The following is a 24,330-nucleotide window of genomic DNA, read 5'->3' as shown; positions in this document are numbered from 1 at the left end:
CCAGCAGATAAAACTTTAGCGGGAAAGGTGGAGGCAAACTCAGCCGTGTGTGAAAATAGAAGTATCTGCCGATAAATTGAGGAAAGGGCCATGGCAAATCCAGAACTGCTGGAAGAGCAACGCGAAGAAACGCGTTTGATTATTGAAGAATTACTGGAAGACGGCAGCGACCCGGACGCGCTGTACACCATCGAACATCACCTTTCCGCAGACGACTTTGAAACCCTGGAAAAAGCAGCGGTTGAAGCGTTCAAAATGGGTTATGAAGTGACCGACCCGGAAGAGCTGGAAGTGGAAGAGGGCGAAACCGTCATCTGCTGCGACGTGCTGAGCGAAAGCGCGCTGAAAGCTGAACTGCTGGATGAGCAAGTTGAACAGTTGCTGAACCTCGCTGAGAAATTCGGTGTGGAATATGACGGCTGGGGCACTTACTTTGAAGACCCGAACGGTGAAGAGGGTGAAGAAGGCGACGACGAAGATTTTTTAGATGAAGACGACGATGGCGTTCGCCATTAATTTCTTCCAAGCTGCGGCGTAATTGAATAAGGCGAGAATTAACTCGCCTTATTATGTTTTACAGAGACTTGAGCATCCGTACTTCGCAGTCCACGTGCCCGGTGCAGCCGAGCGGTTCAGAGATATGCTCGAAGCCTAAACGTTCATACAGTGCAATAGCTTCTGTCAGGAACGCAGTGGTTTCCAGATAGCAGCGCTTAAACCCTTCAGTACGTGCGAAATCCATCGCCTGTAACGCCAGGCGCTTTGCCAGCCCTTTGCCGCGTACCACCGGCAGGAAGTACATTTTCTGCAGTTCGCAAATATCTGGCTCACTACAGGTTAAAGGTGCGACACCACCGCCACCAACGACTTCTCCGTCAAGTTCCACAATCCAAAAAGCATGGCCTGGTTGGCTATAAACCTGAAACAGCTCATCTAAATTGGGGTCTGCTACGGTATAGCCTTTATCGGCTGTTAAACCATATTCAGCAGAGACTTCGCGGATAACGCGGGCGATCGCCGCATTGTCGCGTTCGGTTATCCGGCGCAGTGCGATTTCAACCGGAGCAGTGATATTCATAATATGACTCGTGAGGCCCTGGGGAACATAAGCCGATGTTAATAGCATTCCAGCAGGGTTGGTGCAAGTGAGGAAATTGCAATCAGCGGCAAAAAAAAGCCGGGAAATTTCCCGGCCTTGTGTTTTAGCTAAACGAATTACAGCGCAGCAATAACAGCCTGCTGTTCAATCAGTTTCGCTTTGGCATCTGCGAAACCAACCAGACGCTCGCGCTCTTTAGCGACGACATCTGCTGGTGCACGGGCGACAAAGCCTTCGTTGGACAGCTTGCCTTCGATTTTGCCAATCTCAATTTCGATCTTCGCAACTTCTTTAGCCAGACGCTCAATTTCCGCTTCTTTATCTACCAGGCCTGCCATCGGGATCAGCAGCTCTGCACCGTCGATAATTTTGGTCACGGAAACCGGACCTTTATCATCAGCAGCCAGCAGAGTGATGCTTTCCAGACGTGCCAGGTTTTGCAGGAAGGTGCGGTTTTCGCTGACGCGTCTTACCGCTTCTTCGGTACAGCCGCGCAGCAGCACGTCCAGGCGTTTGCTCGGCGCGATGTTCATTTCAGCACGAATATTACGCACCGCTGTAATCACATCTTTCAGCCATTCGGTATCCGCAAACGCAGCTTCATCGTCCTGCGCGCTGTTATACGCCGGGAACGGTTGCAGCATGATGGTATCTTCGCTAATCCCTTTCAGGACTTTCACACGCTGCCAGATGGTTTCCGTGATGAATGGAATGATTGGATGCGCCAGGCGCAGCAGCCCTTCGAGCACGTTCACCAGCGTATTACGCGTGCCGCGCAGTTCTGCTTCTGAGCCACCGTTCATTACCGGCTTAGTCAGCTCCAGATACCAGTCACAGAACTGGTTCCAGGTAAACTCATACAGAATGTTAGCAGCGATATCAAAGCGATAGCTGTCCAGCGCTTCACGGTATGCCTTCACGGTGCGGTTGAACTCGGCCAGAATCCAGCGGTCAGCCAGCGACAGAACCAGTTCGCCGCCGTTAAAGCCACAATCCTGCTCTTCGGTGTTCATCAGCACGAAACGGCTGGCGTTCCACAGCTTGTTACAGAAGTTACGGTAACCTTCCAGGCGCTTCATGTCCCAGTTGATATCGCGACCGGTAGAGGCCAGTGCCGCAAGCGTAAAGCGCAGGGCGTCGGTGCCGTGTGGCTCAATGCCGTTCGGGAATTGCTTCTCGGTGCGTTTACGGATTTTCTCAGCCAACTGCGGCTGCATCATGTTACCGGTGCGCTTCTCAAGCAGATCTTCCAGCGAGATTCCATCAACCATATCCAGCGGATCGATAACGTTACCCTTGGACTTGGACATCTTCTGCCCTTCGTCATCGCGGATAAGACCGGTCATGTAGACGGTTTTAAACGGAACCTGCGGCTTGCCGTCTTCATCTTTGATGAAGTGCATGGTCAGCATGATCATGCGCGCAATCCAGAAGAAGATGATGTCGAAGCCGCTGACCATCACGCTGGTCGGGTGGAAAGTACGCAGCGCTTCGGTGTTCTCAGGCCAGCCGAGGGTGGAGAAGGTCCACAGACCGGAGGAAAACCAGGTATCCAGCACGTCTTCGTCCTGGTGCAGAGCAACGTCATCGCCGAGGTTATTTTCAGCGCGAACTTCCGCTTCATTACGGCCAACGTAAACGTTGCCTTCGGCATCGTACCAGGCCGGGATACGGTGACCCCACCACAGTTGACGAGAGATACACCAGTCCTGAATATCGCGCATCCAGGAGAAGTACATGTTTTCGTACTGCTTCGGTACGAACTGAATGTCGCCTTGCTCAACCGCTTCTACCGCGACTTTCGCCAGCGGGGCGGTACGCACGTACCACTGGTCGGTCAGCATTGGTTCGATAACCACGCCGCCACGGTCGCCGTAAGGAACGGTCAGATCGTGTGGTTTGATCTCTTCGAGCAAGCCCATTTCTTCGAACGCAGCGACCACAGCTTTACGTGCAGCAAAACGCTCCAGTTTCTGGAACTGAGCAGGGATTTCGGTACCGTAAACGGTAGATTCTTCACCGTTGGTATCAAACACTTCTGCCGCTTCGCGGATATCACCGTCGAAAGTCAGAATGTTGATCATTGGCAGGGCGTGACGGCGGCCAACTTCATAGTCGTTGAAGTCGTGCGCAGGGGTGATTTTCACGCAGCCGGTGCCTTTTTCCATGTCGGCATGTTCGTCGCCAACGATTGGAATGCGGCGGTTAACCAGCGGCAGTACCAGGAATTTACCGATCAGATCTTTGTAGCGCGGATCTTCTGGGTTCACGGCAACACCGGTATCACCAAGTACGGTTTCCGGACGGGTGGTCGCAACAACGAGGTAATCTTTACCTTCGGCTGTTTTCGCGCCGTCAGCCAGCGGATAACGCAGGTGCCACATAGAACCTTTGGACTCGCGGTTTTCAACTTCCAGATCGGAAATCGCCGTGCGCAGTTTCGGGTCCCAGTTTACCAGGCGTTTGCCGCGATAAATCAGGTCTTCTTTATACAGACGGACGAACACTTCTTTCACCGCGTTGGACAGGCCTTCGTCCATGGTGAAGCGCTCACGCTCCCAGTCTACTGAGTTACCGAGACGACGCATCTGACGGGTGATGGTGCCACCAGACTCTGCCTTCCACTGCCAGATTTTCTCGATAAAGGCATCACGGCCATAGTCGTGGCGTGTTTTCCCTTCTTCGGCGGCAATTTTGCGCTCAACGACCATTTGGGTCGCGATGCCGGCGTGGTCAGTCCCCGCCTGCCACAGGGTGTTTTTACCCTGCATGCGCTGGTAACGAATCATGGTATCCATGATCGTCTGCTGGAAGGCGTGACCCATGTGCAAGCTGCCGGTAACGTTCGGCGGCGGGATCATGATGCAGAAGCTTTCCTGGCTGGTGTCGCCATTTGGCTTAAAGTAGCCCTGCTGTTCCCAGTGCTCGTAAAGCGGCTGTTCGATATCTTGCGGGTTATATGTCTTTTCCATTGTCTGCTATGTCGTTCCCGGCGGGGTATGAGTCGCCGTAGTCAAGTGGAAACCAGCAACGCGATACGCCTTATAGCGATCGCGGGCCAGTTGTTTCTGGGATTCTTCGTAAGGTACGAAGTCTATCACTTCATGGAAAGCGGTGGCAAAATCTGCGAACTGCGGCAACAGGCTAATCAGTAAATCGCGTGGCGAACTGCCACGTCGTTGTGGCCAGGCCAATTCTACTGGTGCTCCGTAACGCGGCCCTTCACCGGCAAGATTATGCGGAACAAAGGCGTGCGCATCTCGCTGCCACAACGCTTCATCCAGACGGATAGCTTGTTGTTCATCAACACAGGCAATCAGCAGGCGTTTGCCCGCCCGAAAGCTTTCTGCCGCCAGTTCACAAACCAACGCTTCAACGGCACTCAACTCACCGGAGGGTGTGTCGTTGTCGAGCAGGTAAAACGTCGCGTTTTTCATTAAGCCAGCTTTTAATTTTGAAATGTAAGATCTAATCGATCTGGAGCTTCGTAGGGTGGATAAGCGAAGCGTCATCCACCATCTTTTCAGGAACGGCAGATGACGCAAGCTTATCCGCCCTACAAAAGCAGGCCGTGAAGGGCGCTAAATCACTCTTCCCCGTTAAACCCTGAACGGTTCAACAGGAATTGCGACAACAGCGCTACTGGGCGGCCCGTTGCGCCTTTAGCTTTACCTGAACGCCATGCGGTACCCGCGATATCCAGGTGCGCCCAGCTATATTTACGGGTAAAGCGAGACAGGAAGCAGGCCGCGGTAATTGCGCCGCCAGGGCGGCCACCGATATTTGCCATATCAGCAAAATTGGTTTCCAGTTGTTCCTGATACTCATCGGCCATCGGCAGGCGCCACGCACGGTCACCGGCTTGTTCAGACGCGCTGATAAGCTCATGTGCCAGCGGATTGTGGTTAGACATCAAGCCGGTGATGTGATGGCCCAGGGCAATCACACATGCGCCGGTCAGGGTCGCCACGTCGATAACCACATCTGGCTCGAAGCGCTCAACGTAGGTCAGCACGTCGCACAGTACCAGGCGGCCTTCCGCATCGGTATTGAGTACTTCAACGGTTTGGCCGGACATGGTCGTTAACACATCGCCCGGGCGATACGCGCGCCCCCCAGGCATGTTCTCACAGCCTGCCAGCACACCGATAACGTTAATCGGCAGGTTCAGCTCTGCAACCATACGCATCACGCCGTAAACGGATGCCGCGCCGCACATGTCGTATTTCATCTCATCCATGCCTTCGGCTGGTTTGATAGAAATACCGCCGGAGTCGAACGTCAGGCCTTTACCGACCAGGACGATGGGACGCACATCAGGATCGGCACTGCCTTTGTATTCGATAACCGACATCAGCGATTCATTCTGGGAACCATCACCCACCGCGAGGTATGAGTGCATGCCCAGCTCTTTCATCTGCTGCTCGCCGATCACGCGGGTGACCACGTTCTTGCTGTAAGAATCAGCCAACTGACGTGCCTGAGAGGCCAGGTACGCGGCGTTACAGATATTTGGTGGCATATTGCCGAGATCTTTCGCCGCTTTAATACCGGCTGCAATGGCCAGACCGTGTTGAATCGCACGCTCACCGCTGGTCAGCTCGCGGCGCGTTGGCACATTAAAGACCATTTTACGCAGCGGGCGACGCGGCTCGCTTTTGTTGGTCTTTAATTGATCAAAGCTATATAAAGACTCTTTTGCCGTTTCCACCGCCTGGCGTACTTTCCAGTAGGTGTTGCGGCCTTTAACGTGTAGTTCAGTCAGGAAGCAAACGGCCTCCATTGAGCCAGTATCGTTAAGCGTATTAATTGTTTTCTGGATAACTTGCTTATACTGACGTTCATCCAGTTCACGCTCTTTGCCACACCCAATCAGCAGAATGCGCTCTGAGAGCACGTTCGGAACATGGTGAAGCAATAAAGTTTGACCGGGTTTTCCCTCAAGCTCACCACGGCGCAAAAGCGCGCTGATGTAGCCATCGCTGATTTTATCGAGTTGTTCGGCGACCGGGGACAGGCGACGCGGTTCAAAGACTCCCACTACGATGCAGGCACTACGCTGTTTCTCGGGGCTACCGCTTTTTACACTGAACTCCATGCACTACGCTCCTGAATCTTAAAGACAACGGCGGTGGCTACAGCTAGAATTGCAAGCTTTCGTAACTCATCTCCGCGGTTGCGATGACTTCGTGTTAATCTTACGAGTATGTTTTTAACAGTTTCGGCGACGTCATTTAAATCACCCTGCGCCAGTAACATGCCGGGCTTTTTAATCTTAGCGATGTTTTCGACGACTCAAGAGAATAAATGACGTATAAGCGATGAAACAAGCGATTTTCCTGCAAAAAGACTCGTTTTCACAGGCGTATTTAATGTGATTATCATAAGATATCTGGTTCGGGAGACGCTCAAAAGCCAACTTGCTATCCTTTTCATCCTGCTGCTGATCTTTTTTTGTCAGAAGCTGGTCAGGATACTGGGTGCGGCTGTTGACGGCGAAATTCCGACAAACCTCGTACTCTCTCTGTTAGGGTTGGGTGTGCCTGAAATGGCGCAGCTTATCCTGCCTCTTAGCCTATTTCTTGGGCTACTCATGACGCTTGGCCGACTGTATACCGAGAGTGAAATCACGGTAATGCATGCTTGTGGCTTGAGTAAAGCGGTGCTGATCAAAGCTGCAATGATCCTCGCACTCTTTACCGGCGCGGTCGCCACAGTCAACGTGATGTGGGCAGGCCCGTGGTCTTCTCGTCATCAAGATGAAGTGTTGGCGGAAGCCAAAGCAAACCCAGGAATGGCGGCACTTGCACAGGGGCAGTTCCAGCAAGCGACTGACGGAAATTCGGTGCTCTTTATTGAAAGCGTCGATGGCTCAAGTTTCAAAGATGTCTTCCTTGCGCAACTGCGCCCGAAAGGCAACGCGCGTCCTTCTGTCGTGGTTGCTGACTCCGGTCATTTATCGCAGCGTCATGATGGATCTCAAGTCGTGACGCTTAATAGCGGTACGCGTTTTGAAGGCACGGCGCTGCTGCGTGACTTCCGTATCACGGACTTCCAGGATTATCAGGCAATAGTAGGGCACCAGACGGTGGCGCTTGATCCCGATGATTCCAGTCAGATGTATTTCCACAATTTGTGGTCAAGTGATACCCCGGGTGCGCGAGCTGAACTGCACTGGCGTCTGACGCTTATCGTTACCGTATTTATTATGGCCTTGATGGTGGTGCCGTTAAGCGTGGTGAACCCGCGCCAGGGCCGTGTGCTGTCAATGTTGCCTGCCATGTTGCTGTATCTGGTGTTCTTCCTGCTTCAGACCTCGCTGAAATCGAACGCGGCGAAGGGGAAAATCGACCCGATGATCTGGATATGGTTGGTTAACCTGGTCTATTTTGCCATCGCAGTGGTGCTCAATGTGTGGGATACGGTGCCGATGCGCCAGCTACGTGCACGCTTTAGCAAAACACGAGGAGCGGCATAAATGTTTGGTGTTCTCGACCGTTATATCGGTAAAACCATCTTCACCACCATCATGATGACGTTGTTCATGCTGGTGTCGCTGTCGGGCATTATTAAGTTTGTCGACCAGTTGAAAAAGGCCGGTCAGGGCAGCTACTCCGCGATGGGGGCAGGGCTTTACACTGTCCTGAGCGTGCCAAAAGACATTCAGATCTTCTTCCCGATGGCAGCCCTGCTCGGCGCACTGCTTGGGCTGGGCATGTTAGCGCAGCGCAGTGAGCTGGTGGTGATGCAGGCCTCCGGCTTTACCCGTATGCAGATTGCATTTTCAGTCATGAAAACCGCGATTCCGCTCGTGTTGCTGACCATGGCGATTGGCGAATGGGTGGCACCTCAGGGTGAGCAGATGGCGCGTAACTACCGTGCACAGCAGATGTACGGCGGTTCTTTGCTGACCACGCAACAGGGTTTATGGGCGAAAGACGGCCAAAGCTTTGTTTATATCGAACGCGTGAAAGGCGATAACGATCTGGCGGGCGTCAGTATTTATAGCTTTAACAAAGAGCGCCGCCTGCAATCGGTACGTTATGCAGCTTCAGCGCAATACGATGTTGAACACAAGGTGTGGCGCTTATCTCAGGTAGATGAATCCAACCTGACCAATGAGAAACAAATCACTGGTGCGCAGACAGTTAGCGGCGAGTGGAAAACCAATCTCACGCCAGACAAACTGGGTGTTGTTGCGCTTGACCCCGATGCGTTGTCGATAAGCGGCCTGCACAACTACGTGAAGTACCTTAAATCCAGCGGGCAAGATGCCGGGCGTTATCAGCTCAACATGTGGAGCAAAATCTTTGCGCCACTCTCCGTTGCGGTAATGATGCTCATGGCGCTGTCGTTTATCTTCGGCCCACTGCGTAGCGTGCCGATGGGTGTGCGTGTTGTTACCGGGATTAGTTTTGGTTTCGTATTTTATGTGCTCGACCAAATCTTTGGCCCGTTAAGCCTGGTGTATAACATTCCGCCTATTCTTGGCGCATTGCTGCCAAGCGCTACTTTCTTCCTGATCAGTCTATGGTTGATGATGAAGCGCTCAGGCTAGGTTTTGTCGGGTGGCGGCTTGCGCCTTAACCGACCTACAGAATTGGTGCTGTAGGGGGGATAAGCGAAGCGCCATCCACCAAAAGAAGTTTGAAAATTTGAGGTGGATAAGCGCTGGCGCTATCCACCAGAATTTTCAAGAAAATCAACGCCCACGCCCGCCCATAATACTTCCCAAAACACCGCGAATAATTTGATTGGTCACCTGGCGTGCCGCGCTCTTCGCCATGGTCTGCACTACGCCATCTTTCTTGCCCCCGCGCGGGCCCGTTGTACCAAATAGAATATCTTTCAGCCCACCGAGAATACCGTTATCAACGGCGACCGATTCACCTTTTGCCGGAGGCGCGTTTTGTTGCTCGCCTGCCGCCTGAACACCTTGTTGTAAGCGCTCATAGGCTGATTCCCTGTCGACAGCTTCATCATATTTACCGTAAAGCGGCGAGTGGTTTAAAAGCCCGTTGCGTTCATCTTCGCTTACCGGCCCCATGCGCGAGCAAGGCGCAATAACCATGGCGCGTTCCACCACGGTTGGGCTGCCTTTTTCATCCAGCAAAGAGATTAGCGCTTCGCCGGTGCCTAATTCTTGAATCGCTTTTTCGGTATCGAATGTTGGGTTGGCACGCATGGTTTGTGCCGCCGTTTTAACGGCCTTCTGGTCTTTGGGAGTGAAGGCTCGGAGCGCATGTTGAATACGGTTGCCGAGCTGCCCTAACACGGTATCCGGAATATCCGATGGGTTTTGGGAAACGAAATAGACGCCAACGCCTTTGGAACGAATCAGGCGAATCACCTGCTCGATTTTGTCCAATAGCACCTGCGGCGCATCGTTGAAGAGCAAATGGGCTTCATCAAAAAAGAACACCAGTCTGGGTTTATCCAGGTCACCCGCTTCCGGCAGTTGTTCGTAGATTTCCGACAGCATCCACAACAAACTGGCGGCATACAGCTTTGGCATCTGATAAAGCTTTTCAGCGGATAAAATATTGATAATGCCTTTGCCGTTGGCATCGGTGCGCATCCAGTCTTTGATATCGAGCATCGGCTCGCCGAAGAAGTACTCGGCACCCTGCTGTTCAAGCTGCAATAGCCCTCGTTGAATCGCCCCGACAGAAGCGCTGCTGATATTGCCGTACTGGTTCTGGAACGATTTGGCGTTATCGCCGATGTACTGCGTTGCCGCGCGCAAATCTTTAAAATCGAGCAGCAATAAACCCTGGTCATCGGCAATGCGGAAGATGATTTGCAGCACGCCAGCCTGCACATCATTAAGATTGAGCAGGCGCGAGAGTAGCAACGGGCCGAGATCGGAAATGGTCGCCCGCACAGGGTGGCCCTTTTCACCAAAAATATCCCACAGCACAACCGGATTACCGTGCGGCGTCCAGTCGTTGACGCCAATTTTTGCAAGCCTTGCGAGCAGCTTTTCAGACTCGGCACCTTCTTGCGCCACGCCGGTGAGATCGCCTTTAACGTCCGCCATAAATACCGGCACGCCAATCTCAGAAAATGATTCCGCCAGTTTTTGTAACGTGACGGTTTTACCGGTACCCGTTGCGCCGGTTATTAACCCGTGACGGTTCGCCATACTGGGTAACAAATGCAGTTCTTGTTCAGTGGTTCTGGCAATTAAAAGCGGCGCAATCATGATGATTTCCCTGTGACGATATTTCCATAAGCATAGCAAGCGCATACGGAACGTCATCTGCAAAGCCTTCGGTTTGCGGCATCTCTCGCAGCAAAGACTATGCTTTGCCTATGTATTACTTATTATTGGGAAACTATGTCCAGATTCTTCTTTAATGACCGTAAGCAAATGGTCAACGATGCCATCGAAGGCGTCATCATCAGCTCTCGTTTTCAAAACCTCGCTCGTTTAGATACCGATCCCGCGATTCGCGTGGTGGTACGCAAAGACTGGAATAAAAGCAAAGTCGCGATTATTTCCGGCGGTGGTTCGGGCCACGAACCGGCGCACGCGGGCTTTGTTGGCAAAGGGATGCTCACCGCGGCGGTATGCGGAGACTTGTTTGCCTCGCCAAGCGTGGAGGCCGTTTTAAATGCCATCGTGGCCGTAACGGGTGACCGGGGCTGCCTGCTGATCGTGAAAAATTATACCGGCGATCGCCTGAACTTCGGGCTTGCGGCAGAGAAAGCGAAAAAGCATGGCCTCAAAGTAGAGATGGTTATTGTTGGCGACGATATTTCGCTGCCGGATAACAAACAGCCGCGCGGAATTGCCGGAACCGTTCTGGTGCACAAAATTGCGGGCTTTGCCGCAGAGCAGGGCAAATCATTAAGCGATGTTCGAGACATTGCGCAACTTGCGTGCGACAGCATTGCCAGCATGGGTGTCGCCATGCAAACCTGCAATCTGCCCGATCAAGCCGATCAAAATGAAGAAGAAGGGCGCATTAAAGGCGGGCATGTTGAGTTGGGGTTGGGGATTCACGGCGAGCCGGGAGCGAGCACGGTGGATAGCCAAAACAGCCAAAAGACGATTGCCACGCTGGTAAAACACCTGCGTAAAAAGACAGGGGAGCAGGCAAGGCTTGCGGTACTGATCAACAACCTTGGCGGCGTGTCATCCCTGGAAATGGCCATTCTTACCAAAGAGCTGGTGCATTCAGATATTAAGGATCAAATCGACTATTTGATTGGCCCGGCGCCGCTGGTTACCGCGCTGGATATGAAAGGTTTTTCGCTCTCAGTCATCGAACTTAATGAGGCGTTTATTAAAGCGTTGCAGGCCGATGTGGAAACCGCAGGTTGGCAGCCTGCCGTGAAACTACAGGCAATGCCGTTGCAAAAACACAGCGTGATTCGTGAAGGCTCCCAGACGAAACCGTCAGAAAATGCCGACGTTCGCGCGCTGGTTGCCAACATTACCCAAACGCTTATCGAGCAGGAAAAAGCCTTGAATGCGCTGGATGCAAAAGTGGGGGACGGCGATACAGGCTCTACGTTTGCACAAGGTGCGAGAGATATTGCGCAGCTCAACGATGACGGCAAGCTCCCCCTCAATGACCCCGCTGCGTTACTGGAGCTTATCGGAGAACGTCTGGCGACCGTGATGGGAGGCTCGAGCGGCGTGCTGATGTCCATTTTCTTTACGGCAAGCGGGCAGGAAATGGCTAAAAAGCAGCCGCTTGCGGATGCGCTATTGTTTGGACTTGAGCAGATGAAACGTTATGGCGGCGCTGATTTGGGCGACCGCACGTTAATCGACGCGTTGCAGCCTGCGCTTGAGGCGCTCAAAGAGAGCGGTTTAAGCGCTGCGGTGAAGGCCGCGCAGCAAGGAGCAGAGGCGACGGCGAATATGCAAAAAGCTAATGCCGGGCGCTCGTCATATGTAAATAGCGATAGCCTGAAAGGGGTGAAAGACCCTGGAGCCGTAGCAATTGCGGCGGTTTTTGCAGGAATGAAGTGATTGTGTTGGATGACGCTGCGCTTATCGCACCTACAAAACCCCGGCTCGTCGTGAGATAAGCGCCAGCGGCATCTACCTTTTTCCTGGTAATTATCCCTGCCCGGTTAACGCCAGCTGCGTTAACCACAGGCGGGTATCAAACTCCAACTGGTGATATTGCGGCTCCATATGGCAGCACAACGAGTAAAACGCTTTGTTGTGATCTTTCTCTTTCAGGTGCGCCAGTTCGTGAACCACGATCATACGTAAAAACGCTTCCGGTGCATTTTTAAAGACCGTCGCAACACGAATTTCCGCTTTGGCTTTCAGCTTATTACCCTGAACGCGTGACACCGCCGTGTGTAAACCCAGCGCGTTATTAAGCACATGAATTTTACTGTCAAACGCCACTTTATTGATCGGCGGAGCATTGCGCAGATACTGATTTTTAAGCTCTTGCGTCCAGGCATACAGTGCTTTATCGGTGGTGATGTTGTGCGTATCCGGATAGCGTTTTTGCAGCACTTCACCCAGACGTTGTTCCGCAATCAGCGTTCTCACCTGGGAGAGCAGATGCTCAGGGTAGCCCTGTAGGTATGTCAGTTCGCTCATGCATTTCTCATAATAACGGGGAAAAAAGGGTATACTCACGCCCCCATTCGGGGATAACGCCGAAATTTTACCATTCAGGAGGGCCGATGAGCCAATTAGACAACGGTTTCCGTTCACTGACACTAAAACGTTTTCCAGAAACGGATGACGTTAACCCACTACAGGCGTGGGAAGCTGCGGATGACTACCTTTTGCAGCAACTGGACGAAATCGAAATCAGTGGCCCGGTCCTGATTTTCAATGACAATTTCGGGGCGCTGTCTTGCGTACTGGCTGAACACAAGCCGTATAGCATAAGCGACTCCTACCTCAGCGAACTGGCTATCCGTGAGAACCTGCGTGAGAACGGGATCGTTGAATCCAGCGTCACGTTCCTGGATAGCACAGTGAAATACCCGCAATCTCCCGCGGTCGTGCTGATTAAAATTCCTAAAACACTGGCGCTGCTGGAACAACAACTGCGCGCGCTGCGCCATGTTGTGACGCCTGAAACGCGTATTATTGCGGGGGCTAAAACGCGTGACATTCACAACTCCACTATCGAGTTGTTTGAAAAAATTCTTGGGCCGACCACTACCACACTGGCATGGAAAAAAGCACGTCTGATTAACTGTACTTTTAACGCTCCGGCGTTAAAAGAAGCGGCAGAAACGCTGAGCTGGAAACTGGAAGGCACGCCGTGGACGATTCACAACCACGCGAATGTCTTTTCTCGTACCGGATTGGATATTGGGGCACGTTTCTTCATCGAACATTTGCCGGAAAACCTGGAAGGCGAAATCGTCGATTTAGGTTGCGGTAACGGTGTGATCGGTTTGACTCTGCTTGAGAAAAACCCGGAAGCGAAAGTGGTGTTTGTTGATGAATCGCCGATGGCTGTTGCGTCAAGCCGCCTGAACGTTGAAACCAACATGCCGGAAAATCTCGACCGCTGCGAGTTTATGATTAATAACGCGCTGTCGGGCGTTGAGCCTTATCGCTTCAACACCATTTTGTGTAACCCGCCGTTCCATCAGCAGCACGCGCTGACCGACCAGGTGGCGTGGGAAATGTTCCACCATGCCCGTCGTTGCCTGCAAAATGGCGGCGAGCTGTACATCGTTGCTAACCGCCATCTGGATTACTACCACAAGCTGAAAAAGATTTTCGGTAACTGCGACACGGTTGCGACCAACAAGAAATTTGTCGTTTTAAAAGCCGTGAAGTTAGGGCGTCGCCGCTAAGTTTTGTCCCTTTGGGTAAAAGGGTGGATGACGCTTATCCACCCGACATACACGTGCTCTAAATCTCTAACGCTAAACGGGTGCCCTGTGCGATTGCGCGTCGGGCATCCAGTTCCATCGCCACGTCCGCCCCCCCAATCAAATGCAGGATTTTCCCTCGTTCACGTAACGGCTGAGCCAGTTCACGACGTGAATCTTGCCCGGCACAAATAATCACGTTATCGACGGCTAACGTCTGCGGTTCTCCGCCGACCGTGATATGCAGCCCTTCATCGTCAATTCGTTCGTATGTCACACCCGCTACCATTTTTACGCCGCGTGCCAGAAGCGTAGTGCGATGTATCCAGCCGGTCGTTTTTCCTAACCCTTCGCCCGGTTTACTGGTTTTGCGTTGCAGCATCACAATTTGGCGCGGGCTTTTATGCAGATGAACGCCTTCCGGACGCAAGCCTCCCGCGTGTTGCAGGCTGGTGTCAATGCCCCATTCCACGCAAAACTCGGCGATATTCTGGCTGGTGGATTCCCCTTCCTGGCTTAGATACATCGCGGTATCAAAGCCAATACCCCCGGAGCCGATGATCGCTACGCGGTCGCCAACCGGTGCTTTTTCGCGTAGCACATCGATATAACTCAAGACCTTAGGATGCATGATGCCGTCGATAAGCGGCAGACGCGGTTCAATCCCGCAGGCGAGAATAATCTCGTCGAACGCTTCAAGCATTGGCGCTGTCACGTATTGATTGAGGCGAACCTCAACGCCGGTCAGGCCCAACATTCGGCGGTAATAACGCAGCGTTTCGTAAAATTCTTCTTTGCCTGGGATCTGCTTCGCAATATTAAATTGCCCGCCAATTTCTGCACCCGCGTCAAATAATGTCACTTTGTGCCCGCGTCCTGCGGCGTTGATCGCAAATGCTAACCCTGCGGGGCCCGCGCCAACGACCGCCAGATTTTTACGTACGGCTGCGGGAACAATCGGCATTTTAGTTTCATGGCAGGCGCGAGGATTCACCAGACAGGAGGTGACTTTCCCAAGGAAAATCTGATCCAGACACGCCTGGTTGCAGCCGATGCAGGTGTTGATTTCGTCTTCGCGCCCCTGCTGGGCTTTGGAGACAAACTCGGCATCTGCAAGGAACGGGCGAGCCATTGACACCATATCGGCATCGCCTTCGGCGAGGATCTGCTCGGCGGTTTGCGGATCGTTAATCCGGTTCGTCGTGACAAGCGGGATCGAAACCAGACCTTTTAATTTACGCGTTACCCAGCTAAACGCCCCGCGTGGAACCGGTGTGGCGATGGTCGGAATACGCGCTTCGTGCCAGCCAATGCCGGTATTGATAAGTGTGGCTCCCGCCTTTTCAATGGCTTTGGCAAGCTGCACGGCCTCTTCAAACGTGCCGCCGCCCTCAACCAGATCCAGCATCGACAGGCGATAAATGATAATAAAATTCGCCCCCACTTTTTCACGCACCGCGCGCACCACTTCTATCGCAAAGCGCATCCGGCGCGGATAATCCCCGCCCCATTCATCGTCACGCTGGTTGGTTCGTGCGGCTAAAAACTGGTTAATCAAATAGCCTTCGGAACCCATTATTTCGACACCATCGTATCCGGCCTGCTGCGCCAGGCTGGCGCATTGAGCAAAGTCTGCAATTAAGGTGAGGATTTCATCGTGATTTAACGCGTGAGGTTTAAACCGGTTAATGGGGGCCTGGATTGCGGAGGGGGCAACAGGATTAGGCTGATAGCTATAGCGTCCGGTGTGCAGAATCTGCAGGGCGATTTTCCCGCCTTCACGGTGCACCGCTTTGGTCACGACTTGATGGTGTGCCAGTTGGCTGGCGTGATTGAGCACCGCGCCGCTTTCCATGCCTACGCCCGAAGGCGAAGGGGCAACGCCGCCCGTAACAATCAACGCCACGCCGTGACGCGCGCGTTCGGCATAAAAAGCCGCCAGGCGTTCGGCACCGTTTGGGTGCTCCTCAAGCCCGGTGTGCATTGAGCCCATAAGCACACGGTTTTTTAGCTGAGTGAAACCCAAGTCAAGCGGGGCAAACAGCGACGGATAGCTCATATTCTTCTTCCTGTAGGTCATTATTATTATGTGGTCGGATGAGTTAGTAATTTAGCGGGATGTAGCGTAAATGGGGGAAAGTTGTCGAATGATTGTGACGTGAATCAAAGAAAGGTGAGGGATTCCCTTGGGGCAAGGGCCGGGCTATCCGGTGGCGGCGTTATGGAAATTTTTTCTTTATTCATAAATATCGTTATAACTCGGCGTGAGAATTATATATTCCTGCTTTCATATACTTTTAATTTATGATTTAAAGTCTAATTTCATTTTTTATTTATTTGAATGTGATGAAGATACAGTTATGAAAACTTCTCTTTTGAGATAAAAAATAATGTTGTTATGTTTCTTTTCGCAGCAATTCATCAGAGCGGAATTCAATTTATTTTCTTTATTTATGAATCCTTAAATATATTCATGGGATTTATATAAAATATTAACAAGGATCTGTGATGCCTATGAAAATAAAATTATTATCCCTGGTTGTGGGGGCTGTTTTATCCAGCGGGGCAATAGCCGCGACCCATGAAAGCGCACTGGAACAACGGCTTAATCAATTAGAACAACGCTTAATCGCGGCGGAAAAACGTGCCGCAACAGCCGAAGCTGAAATTCAGCAAATAAAATCAAAACCTGCTCCAGTGCAAGTCGCGCAAACCGCACCTGTCACGGTAGTGAGCGAACAATCTGTTAATAGCGAAACCGATAATAAATCCCCAAAATTAACCTTAACCGGTTATGGCGATCTTAAAATATATGGCGATGTCGAATTTAATATGGATGCAGCCAGCCGGAGTAATGGCCTGACCTCCATGCGCCGTAGTGCTAATACGAATTGGGCTGATGGTAATAATGAACGTTGGGATATTAATGGGCGTTTGCTGCTGGGCTTTGATGGTTATCGCCGTATGGATGACGGCAATTTTGCGGGTTTCTCCGCCCAGCCGTTAGCCGATTTAACCGGGCATATGAATCTTGATGATGCGGTTTTCTTCTTTGGTCATGAAAATGACTGGAAAATCAAAGTCGGCCGTTTCGAAGCTTACGATATGTTCCCGCTTAATCAGGATACCTTTGTTGAGTATTCCGGTAATACCGCCAATGATTTGTACGGCGATGGCTACGGCTATATCTACATGATGAAAGAAGGGCGCGGGCGTAGCGATTCCGGCGGCAACTTCCTGCTGAGCAAAACTATCGACAACTGGTATTTCGAGCTGAATACGCTGCTGGAAAACGGGACATCGCTCTATCAGGACAAGTCCTATCACGGTAATGAATTGGTTAACGATAAAAACGTGGCCTATTTGCGCCCGGTTATTTCCTGGTCGCAGGATAACTTCTCCGTTGCCGCAGCGATGGAAGCGCAGGTGGTGAACAACGCCTACGGGTATAAAGATGCCAACGGTCAAACGGTAGACCAATCTGACCGCACCGGGTATGGCTTAACCATGACGTGGAACGGCCAGAAAACCGATCCGGATGACGGTATTGTCGCCAACCTGAATACCGCTTATCTGGATGCCTCCGACGAAACCGATTTCACCGCAGGCGCGAACGCCTTATGGCATAACTTCGAACTCGGCTATATCTACGCCCACAACGATATCGACAAGTTTGATGTGACCAACGCCCTGGATAACTGCGATAACGACTGCTGGATTACTAATGCAGGCACTTATGATATCCACACCATTCACTCTTCGTATCTGTTCCCGAACGTGATGGGTATGAAGAACTTCAATATTTATCTCGGTACCTACGTGTCGTGGGTCAGCGCCGATCATGATTCTGGTGACGGCAGTGACAATACCCGTTACGGCGGCCGCGTACGGTTTAAGTACTATTTCTAATGTGAGTTTATCCCTCTCCCTGGGCTGACCCCCTCCCAGCCTCCCCCTTGCCAGGTGGAGGAGTTAATTACTCCCTCCCCTGGCAAGGGGAGGGCTGGGGTGGGGTCCGAATCGCATTCTTGCCGAATGCCTGAGTGAGAGCTGTATAAGAGACAGCCCTCAGAGAGAGGGCCGGGGTGGCATTACCAGCCCCGGTGCCTGCCACATCGATGTCGTCAAACCGCTATCCACCAGCGTCAACTGATCGGCATACACCTTCATCCATTTGCGTTTCATTTCGTCATACAGTTCACGATGTGCCAGGTTTGGCGTGAACTCGCGCTGCCATTGCACCAGCCGTTCTCCGGCATCAGCCAGATTGTTAAACAACCCGGCACCAACGCCCGCAGCAATCGCGCAGCCTAGCGCGGTAGCCTCTTTAACAACCGGCACACGCACGGGCAAACCGGTTACGTCACTGAGGATCTGGCTCCACAGTGCCCCTTTCGAGCCGCCGCCCGCAAACACCAGCGAGTCAAATTCAATACTGGAAAAACCGGAAATTTGCTCAAGATTGCATGCCGAAACAATCGCCGCGTTCTCTTCCAGCGCGCGGAAAAGCGTCGCTTTATTGCATTTTTCCGGGTCGATGGAGAGGTTAATAAACGACGGTGCGGCGTGATACCACTGCTTGAAATGCATGGCGTCGGAGAAAATCGGCATTACGCCGTGGGAGCCTGCCGGAACCCGCGCCGCCATCTCTTCGAGCAGGGCGTAAGTATCCACGCCCAGCCGTTCAGCTAGCAGTTTCTCTTCGGCACAGAAAGCATCGCGGAACCAGCGCATTGTCAGGCCGGTGAAGAAGCTGATGGATTCCGCCTGCACCATATTGCTGATGACGTGCGGGTTAATACGAATATTCATTTCTGGATCGGTTTTGATCGCGGGCAGGTTCACCACCTGCTGCCAGAATGTACCGCCTAACACCGCCGCTTGCCCAGCGCGCACCACGCCAAGCCCGACGCAGCCCAGTTGCACATCGCCGCCGCCCATAACGACGGGAGTGCCAGCCCGCAGGCCACTTTGTTGCGCCGCTTCCTGAGTGACGCCGCCAAGCACCGTCCCGGTCTCTTTTACCGGGGAGAGAATATCTGCCCGCAGTCCGGCCATATCCATTAAAGCAGGCTGCCAGTCGCGGGTTGCTAAATCCAGCATTCCCGTTGTGCCTGCATTGGATGGATCGACGGCCAGCTCGCCGCTCAGTTTAGCCGCCAGCCAGTCGCTAATCATGGTGACGGTGGCGGCCTTGCGATAAATATCTGGCCGATGATGGGCAAGCCACAACAGGCGCGGCATGGCGCTTAACGCCAGCGTCTGGCCCGAAACGTGGTACACCTCGGATTCAAACTGGAAATCATGGATCTCTTTAAGTTCGCTGACTTCGCGGCTGGCGCGAGCATCGACGTTGGCACAGGCCCAGATCGCCTCGCCATTGCTGTCGTAAAGCACGATCCCTTCTCGCATCGAACAGCAGGCAACGGCGCTGATAGCGCCCGGTGGCAGATGGGCATTTTGCAAGGCTTCGCGAATACACTGGCAGGCGAGCTGCCAGTTGGTGCTGAGATCAAACTCCATCGAGCCGGGGACATCCACCACGCTCAGATGTTTCCATTCGGCCTGGCCGACGGCAATCTGGTGGCCTGAAGTATCGAAGATCACGGCGCGGATGCTGCCCGTTCCGGCGTCCAGTGCAAGTAAATAACTCATCGCCTTTCCTCTTATGAGCGCGGCTGGCGACGAATAAAATTTAATCCGCCAACGCTAGCACCGCCCGCGCAGTCTCTTCTTCCGTCACCAGGCCGTTAATTCGCTGGCCCTGAAGTGCGGCATAAATAGCGTCCGCTTTATCCACGCCGCCCGCAACGCCCACAATGGTTGGGAGATGCGCGAGGTCGTCGAGCGTTACGCCAAGCAATTCACGGTGAATTTCCAACCCTTCCACCAGTTCGCCATCCGCTTGCAGGAAATAGCCAAGAATATCGCCCACCGCACCTTTGCGGGCGTACATCAGTTGTTCACCTTCGCTGATATAACCGGAGCGCAGAATCGTAGCGTCGCGCTTTTGATTGATAGCCCCGATGCCGACAACGGCGACATCTGCGGCAGTTGCGGCGAGGATCACATCCCGCACGCTTGCTTCCATGCGCAAAATTTCGGCCACCTGCGGGGATGAAACCCGCAGCGGGGCGGGGATCATGCTAACGCTGCACGCCGCGTCTAACTGGCCGATACCCGTCATATAGGGCCCGACGCCGCCGGAAAGCGTCACCAGGCGAATCTGCTGCGAGCCGATAAACCCGCTCAAATGCTGGAGGCAATTCATGGTCGCCTCACCAAATCCCACCGCTAACATCTGCCCCGGTTCCAGAATCCCCATCAGAGATTGCGCGGCGCCGATGCCTAAACGCGTCGTCATCGGCGGTGTGTTATGCGCCGGAAGCACGCGCGCAATTTTAAGGCTGAAACGCTGCTGCAACTGAGTTTCCAGCGCCAGACAGCCTTCAAAACGCGAGTTAATCTGCACGCGTATAACGCCAGACTGACGGCCTTTCTCCAGCAGCCGCGAAATCTTCAAACGCGGCAACCCGAGCCGTTCGCCAATGTCATTTTGGGTTAGCCCATCGTGGTAGTAAGACCAGGCCACGCGCGCCAGCAACTCTTCTTCTGCCATCGGCAGGGCGGCCAGTTTGCCTTCTTCTGCTGCTCGTTTATCGCTCATAAGTGAACTCTTATTAAAATTTAGATCATATGTTCGAAGATGCGGGATAAGAAAATGTGAAGCGCACGGCAAAAAGATCATTTTCAGATGCAAAGGGTTTAGCCGATCTATTTAAAAATTTTGTGATCCCGGACGCGTTGTAAAGATAACCCGGCGTCTACGCTTTTGAACATTATTAATTCAATTTCTCTTTTGTTCAATTGTGGAGTGAAAATGCCCAACACCGCCGCAATGCTTGAAGCGCACAACATCAGTAAACAGTTTTCTGGGGTGAGCGTTCTCAAAGGTATTGATTTTGCTCTGTATGCCGGGCAGGTCCATGCCTTGCTTGGCGGTAATGGCGCAGGGAAATCGACGCTAATGAAGATTTTCGCCGGTGTGGAAACCCCTGACAGCGGTGAACTGAACGTTCAGGGTAAAGCGTTTGGGCGACTCAAACCGGGGCAGGCGCATGAGTTAGGGATTTATCTGGTGCCGCAGGAACCGATGCTGTTTCCTAATCTCACGGTGCGGGAGAACATTCTTTTTCGCCTGCCGCGCCTGCGTGATGTCGAACAACGCCTGCAGGAAAAAATGCATCAACTGGAATGCCAGATCCCGCTCACGGCCACCGCGAGCACGCTGGAAGTGGCCGATCAACAGATGGTTGAGATCCTGCGCGGTTTAATGCGCGAAGCGAAGATCCTGATCCTTGATGAACCCACCGCCTCGCTAACGCCAGGGGAAACCGAACGCCTGTTTCGCCAGATTCGGGCGTTACAAAGCCTGGGCGTGGGCATCATTTTTATCTCCCATAAATTGCCGGAAATCCGCCAGCTAGCCAGCCATATTTCGGTGATGCGCGACGGAGCGGTGGTGTTGCAGGGGGAAACGGCGCAGTTGCTGGATGAACAGTTGATCAACGCCATGACGCCGATCGACCGCCAGCACACGTTAAGCGATACGCAAAAACTGTGGCTGGCGTTGCCGGGTAACCGCCGCACCGAACCGCAGGATTTTCCGGTTCTGCGCGTGGAGGAGCTGACTGGGGAAGGTTTTATCGATCTCAGCTTTGAGCTGTACGCCGGGGAGATCGTCGGCCTTGCGGGTCTGGTGGGATCCGGGCGCACAGAACTTGCCGAAACGCTCTATGGTTTACGGCCCGTTCGCGGCGGGCGCATCTTTCTTGAAAACCGGGAAATTAGCGGGGATCGCACCAAATCACGTCTCGATCGCGGGCTGATTTATCTGCCGGAAGATCGCCAGGTTTCCGGGTTATTTCTCGATGCGCCGATCCGCTGGAACACAGTGGCGCTCAACGAGTCGAGCGTGTGGCAGCAAAACAAACGCGAGGCGGCTGTTGTGGAGCGTTACCACCGCGCGCTTGGCATCAAACTTAATGATGCCGAGCAAACCGTGCGCACGCTTTCCGGCGGCAACCAGCAAAAAGTACTCCTGGCGCGCTGCCTTGAAGCCAATCCGCTGTTGTTGATCATTGATGAACCGACGCGTGGTGTAGACGTTGCCGCGCGGGCAGATATTTATCAGTTGATCAAAAGCGTGGCGGCGCAAAACGTTGCGGTACTGATGATCTCATCGGATCTCGACGAGTTCAGCGGGCTTGCGGATCGTGTGCTGGTGATGCACCAGGGGGCGATGAACGGGGAGTTACGCAAACCGTCGATCACCGTCGACAGAATGATGAGCATGGCGTTTGGCGGAGGTAAAGCATGAAAAAATTGCTGCGTAACCGCGAGCTCAGCGCGGGGCTTGCGATCCTCGCGCTGTTTGCCGTGCTGGTGGCGCTCAATCACAGCTACTTCAGCCTGCAAACATTGAGCATGATTTTCACCAGCGCGCAGATCCTTATCCTGCTGGCGGTTGGCGCATCAATGGTGATGCTCACGCGCAATATCGACGTGTCGGTAGGATCGACCGTGGGCTTGTGTGCCATTGCGGTTGGCGTGGCGCTAAACAGCGGTTATAGCCTGCCGATGGCGATGTTATTCGCCATGCTGATTGGCGCGCTCGCAGGATTCTTTAACGGGGTTTTGGTGGTCTGGCTACGCATTCCGGCGATCGTTGCCACGCTTGGCACGCTCGGGCTGTATCGCGGCGGCATGCTGCTGTGGACGGGCGGGAAATGGATTGAAGGATTACCCGCCAGCCTGAAATCGCTCTCAGAGCCCATTGCGCTGGGGATTTCCCCGCTTGGTTTTATGGTGCTGGCGCTGGTGGCTATTTTTGCGTGGGTATTAGCGCGAACCGCGTTCGGGCGCGATTTCTATGCGGTAGGGGATAATCTCGCCGCGGCCCGCCAGTTGGGCGTTGCGGTAAACCGTACGCGCTTTTTGGCGTTCACCTTTAACGGCATGCTGGCGGCCATCGCCGGGATTATCTTCGCCTCACAAATTGGCTTTGTGCCAAACCAAACCGGCAGCGGGCTGGAGATGAAAGCCATCGCCGCCTGCGTGCTGGGTGGCATTTCTCTGCTTGGTGGAACCGGCACGGTAATTGGCGCGTTCCTCGGCGCGTTCTTCCTCACGCAAATCGACACCGTTTTGGTGCTCTTCAAACTCCCGGCCTGGTGGAATGACTTTATCGCGGGCCTGGTGTTGCTCGGCGTGCTGGTGCTGGATGGACGCCTGCGCCAGGCGCTGGCGCGTCACCAGCGGGCGCAAAAATATAGCCGTTTTGTGCCGCCGTTACCGGGGGCGAAAAACGTGCGGCCTTTTCCCCGTAAGAAGAAGGATGTGGCGTGATGAAAAAGCTGAAACTTAACTGGGAAATGGCGCTGTTACTGATTCTGGTGGTGGAAATTCTGTTATTTGGGGCCGTGAATCCACGCATGCTCGATGTGAATATGCTGCTGTTCAGCACCAGCGATTTTATCTGCATCGGGATTGTGGCGCTGCCGCTGACGCTGGTGATTATCAGCGGTGGGATTGATATTTCGCTGGGCTCCACCATCGGCCTGTGCGCCATTGCGCTGGGCGTCATGCTCAATGCCGGGCTACCGATTTCTGTGGCGGTGATTCTCACGCTCGCCGTTGGCCTGTTCTGCGGATTATTTAACGCCGCGTTGATTCACTACACCGGTATCAGCCCGTTGGTTATCACCCTCGGCACGCTTTATCTATTTGGCGGGGCGGCGCTTTTGCTTTCGGGTATGGCGGGGGCGACCGGCTATGAAGGCATTGGCGGCTTCCCGGATGCCTTTACCAACTTCGCCAATCTGACGCTGCTCGGCCTGCCGGTTCCGCTGGTGATGTTTGCCGTGATTACGCTGCTGTTCTGGCTGCTGACGCATCGCGCGCGCTTTGGTCGCCATATTTTCCTGATTGGGCAAAACCCGCGTGCGGCGCGGTATGCCGCATTGCCGGTCAACGGCTCGCTGTACGGGGTTTACGGCATGGTGGGGCTGGCGTCGGCAATTGCGGCGGTGGTGCTGGTTTCTTATTTCGGTTCGGCGCGTTCCGATTTAGGACGCGATTTACTGATGCCTGCGCTCACGGCGGCGGTGCTGGGCGGGGCGAATATCTACGGCGGTTCCGGCTCGATTGTCGGTACTGCGCTTGCGGCGTTGTTAGTGGGGTATTTGCAACAAGGTTTACAGATGGCTGGCGTGCCTAATCAGGTATCGAGTGCGTTGTCCGGTGCGCTGTTGATTGTGGTGGTCATTGGTCGTTCGGTGAGTTTGCACCGCGATTATCTACAGGCGACCTGGCGTCGTTTGCGCGGTAACAGAAAACTAACGGGAGTTTGA

Annotated in this window: 18 protein-coding genes; 9 read left to right on the top strand and 9 right to left on the bottom strand. The window is 53.4% G+C overall.

Annotation, left to right across the window (positions count from 1 at the left end; genetic code table 11):
• The first annotated feature begins 90 nt into the window (after positions 1–90).
• Positions 91–516 carry a ribonuclease E inhibitor RraB gene (rraB, locus tag AB1E22_RS06725; protein ID WP_367594649.1) on the top strand — a complete coding sequence of 142 codons (426 nt, stop codon included), beginning with the start codon at positions 91–93 and terminating at the stop codon, positions 514–516.
• Positions 517–574: 58 nt separating this feature from the next.
• Here the strand turns inward: rraB and AB1E22_RS06720 are convergent, their stop codons facing one another.
• The 4 genes from AB1E22_RS06720 to pepA form a co-directional block, all read right to left on the bottom strand.
• Complete coding sequence (locus tag AB1E22_RS06720) at positions 575–1,078, bottom strand: GNAT family N-acetyltransferase (protein WP_367594648.1); 504 nt, start codon at positions 1,076–1,078, stop codon at positions 575–577.
• 137 nt (positions 1,079–1,215) lie between these two features.
• Positions 1,216–4,071 (bottom strand): valine--tRNA ligase, encoded by a 2,856-nt coding sequence (locus AB1E22_RS06715; RefSeq protein WP_367594647.1) that lies wholly within the window; start codon positions 4,069–4,071, stop codon positions 1,216–1,218.
• Positions 4,072–4,077: 6 nt separating this feature from the next.
• A complete protein-coding gene (locus tag AB1E22_RS06710; protein WP_139879902.1) occupies positions 4,078–4,536 on the bottom strand; it encodes a DNA polymerase III subunit chi in 459 nt (152 codons plus the stop codon).
• A gap of 149 nt (positions 4,537–4,685) precedes the next feature.
• Positions 4,686–6,197, bottom strand: coding sequence for a leucyl aminopeptidase (pepA, locus tag AB1E22_RS06705; protein WP_034459593.1), 1,512 nt, complete (start codon positions 6,195–6,197; stop codon positions 4,686–4,688).
• Between the two features lie 276 nt (positions 6,198–6,473).
• On the opposite strand from pepA, the gene lptF reads away from it, so the two are divergent.
• Positions 6,474–7,577 (top strand): LPS export ABC transporter permease LptF, encoded by a 1,104-nt coding sequence (lptF, locus tag AB1E22_RS06700; RefSeq protein ID WP_367594646.1) that lies wholly within the window; start codon positions 6,474–6,476, stop codon positions 7,575–7,577.
• Positions 7,578–8,657: an LPS export ABC transporter permease LptG gene (gene lptG / locus AB1E22_RS06695; protein ID WP_367594645.1), complete on the top strand. Its 1,080-nt coding sequence runs from the start codon at positions 7,578–7,580 to the stop codon at positions 8,655–8,657.
• Positions 8,658–8,801: 144 nt separating this feature from the next.
• On the opposite strand, the gene AB1E22_RS06690 is transcribed toward lptG, so the two are convergent.
• Positions 8,802–10,304, bottom strand: coding sequence for a helicase HerA-like C-terminal domain-containing protein (locus tag AB1E22_RS06690; protein ID WP_367594644.1), 1,503 nt, complete (start codon positions 10,302–10,304; stop codon positions 8,802–8,804).
• A 135-nt stretch (positions 10,305–10,439) separates the two neighbouring features.
• Between AB1E22_RS06690 and AB1E22_RS06685 the strand changes: the two genes are divergently transcribed.
• Complete coding sequence (locus tag AB1E22_RS06685; protein ID WP_367594643.1) at positions 10,440–12,086, top strand: glycerone kinase; 1,647 nt, start codon at positions 10,440–10,442, stop codon at positions 12,084–12,086.
• Positions 12,087–12,176: 90 nt separating this feature from the next.
• Here AB1E22_RS06685 and AB1E22_RS06680 read toward each other — a convergent pair whose 3' ends face one another.
• Positions 12,177–12,677, bottom strand: a complete 501-nt coding sequence (locus AB1E22_RS06680) for a M48 metallopeptidase family protein (RefSeq protein ID WP_367594642.1) — start codon at positions 12,675–12,677, stop codon at positions 12,177–12,179.
• A gap of 86 nt (positions 12,678–12,763) precedes the next feature.
• Here AB1E22_RS06680 and rlmG point away from each other — a divergent pair, with 86 nt between their 5' ends.
• Positions 12,764–13,900, top strand: coding sequence for a 23S rRNA (guanine(1835)-N(2))-methyltransferase RlmG (gene rlmG / locus AB1E22_RS06675; protein ID WP_367594641.1), 1,137 nt, complete (start codon positions 12,764–12,766; stop codon positions 13,898–13,900).
• A 58-nt stretch (positions 13,901–13,958) separates the two neighbouring features.
• Here the strand turns inward: rlmG and AB1E22_RS06670 are convergent, their stop codons facing one another.
• The gene (locus tag AB1E22_RS06670; RefSeq protein WP_367594640.1) at positions 13,959–15,977 is read right to left on the bottom strand and encodes an FAD-dependent oxidoreductase; all 2,019 of its coding nucleotides are present in this window, start codon (positions 15,975–15,977) and stop codon (positions 13,959–13,961) included.
• A 455-nt stretch (positions 15,978–16,432) separates the two neighbouring features.
• Here AB1E22_RS06670 and AB1E22_RS06665 point away from each other — a divergent pair, with 455 nt between their 5' ends.
• Positions 16,433–17,827 carry a carbohydrate porin gene (locus tag AB1E22_RS06665; protein ID WP_367594639.1) on the top strand — a complete coding sequence of 465 codons (1,395 nt, stop codon included), beginning with the start codon at positions 16,433–16,435 and terminating at the stop codon, positions 17,825–17,827.
• A 159-nt stretch (positions 17,828–17,986) separates the two neighbouring features.
• Here the strand turns inward: AB1E22_RS06665 and lsrK are convergent, their stop codons facing one another.
• Complete coding sequence (lsrK, locus tag AB1E22_RS06660; protein ID WP_367594638.1) at positions 17,987–19,573, bottom strand: autoinducer-2 kinase; 1,587 nt, start codon at positions 19,571–19,573, stop codon at positions 17,987–17,989.
• Positions 19,574–19,613: 40 nt separating this feature from the next.
• Positions 19,614–20,585, bottom strand: coding sequence for a transcriptional regulator LsrR (gene lsrR / locus AB1E22_RS06655; protein ID WP_367594637.1), 972 nt, complete (start codon positions 20,583–20,585; stop codon positions 19,614–19,616).
• A gap of 231 nt (positions 20,586–20,816) precedes the next feature.
• Between lsrR and lsrA the strand changes: the two genes are divergently transcribed.
• The 3 genes from lsrA to lsrD are packed head-to-tail and all read left to right on the top strand — an operon-like array spanning position 20,817 to position 24,330.
• Positions 20,817–22,298 (top strand): autoinducer 2 ABC transporter ATP-binding protein LsrA, encoded by a 1,482-nt coding sequence (gene lsrA, locus AB1E22_RS06650; protein WP_367597344.1) that lies wholly within the window; start codon positions 20,817–20,819, stop codon positions 22,296–22,298.
• The gene (gene lsrC / locus AB1E22_RS06645) at positions 22,295–23,326 is read left to right on the top strand and encodes an autoinducer 2 ABC transporter permease LsrC (protein WP_367594636.1); all 1,032 of its coding nucleotides are present in this window, start codon (positions 22,295–22,297) and stop codon (positions 23,324–23,326) included. Before lsrA ends, lsrC begins: the two co-directional genes overlap by 4 nt.
• The gene (gene lsrD, locus AB1E22_RS06640) at positions 23,326–24,330 is read left to right on the top strand and encodes an autoinducer 2 ABC transporter permease LsrD (protein ID WP_367594635.1); all 1,005 of its coding nucleotides are present in this window, start codon (positions 23,326–23,328) and stop codon (positions 24,328–24,330) included. The genes lsrC and lsrD overlap by 1 nt, the downstream gene beginning before the upstream one ends.

Origin of the sequence: Buttiauxella gaviniae (genome assembly GCF_040786275.1) — a bacterium.
Classification (GTDB): domain Bacteria; phylum Pseudomonadota; class Gammaproteobacteria; order Enterobacterales; family Enterobacteriaceae; genus Buttiauxella; species Buttiauxella gaviniae_A.
Note: the sequence above shows the minus strand (reverse complement) of the source record. Positions and strands in the feature narration are given on the sequence as shown.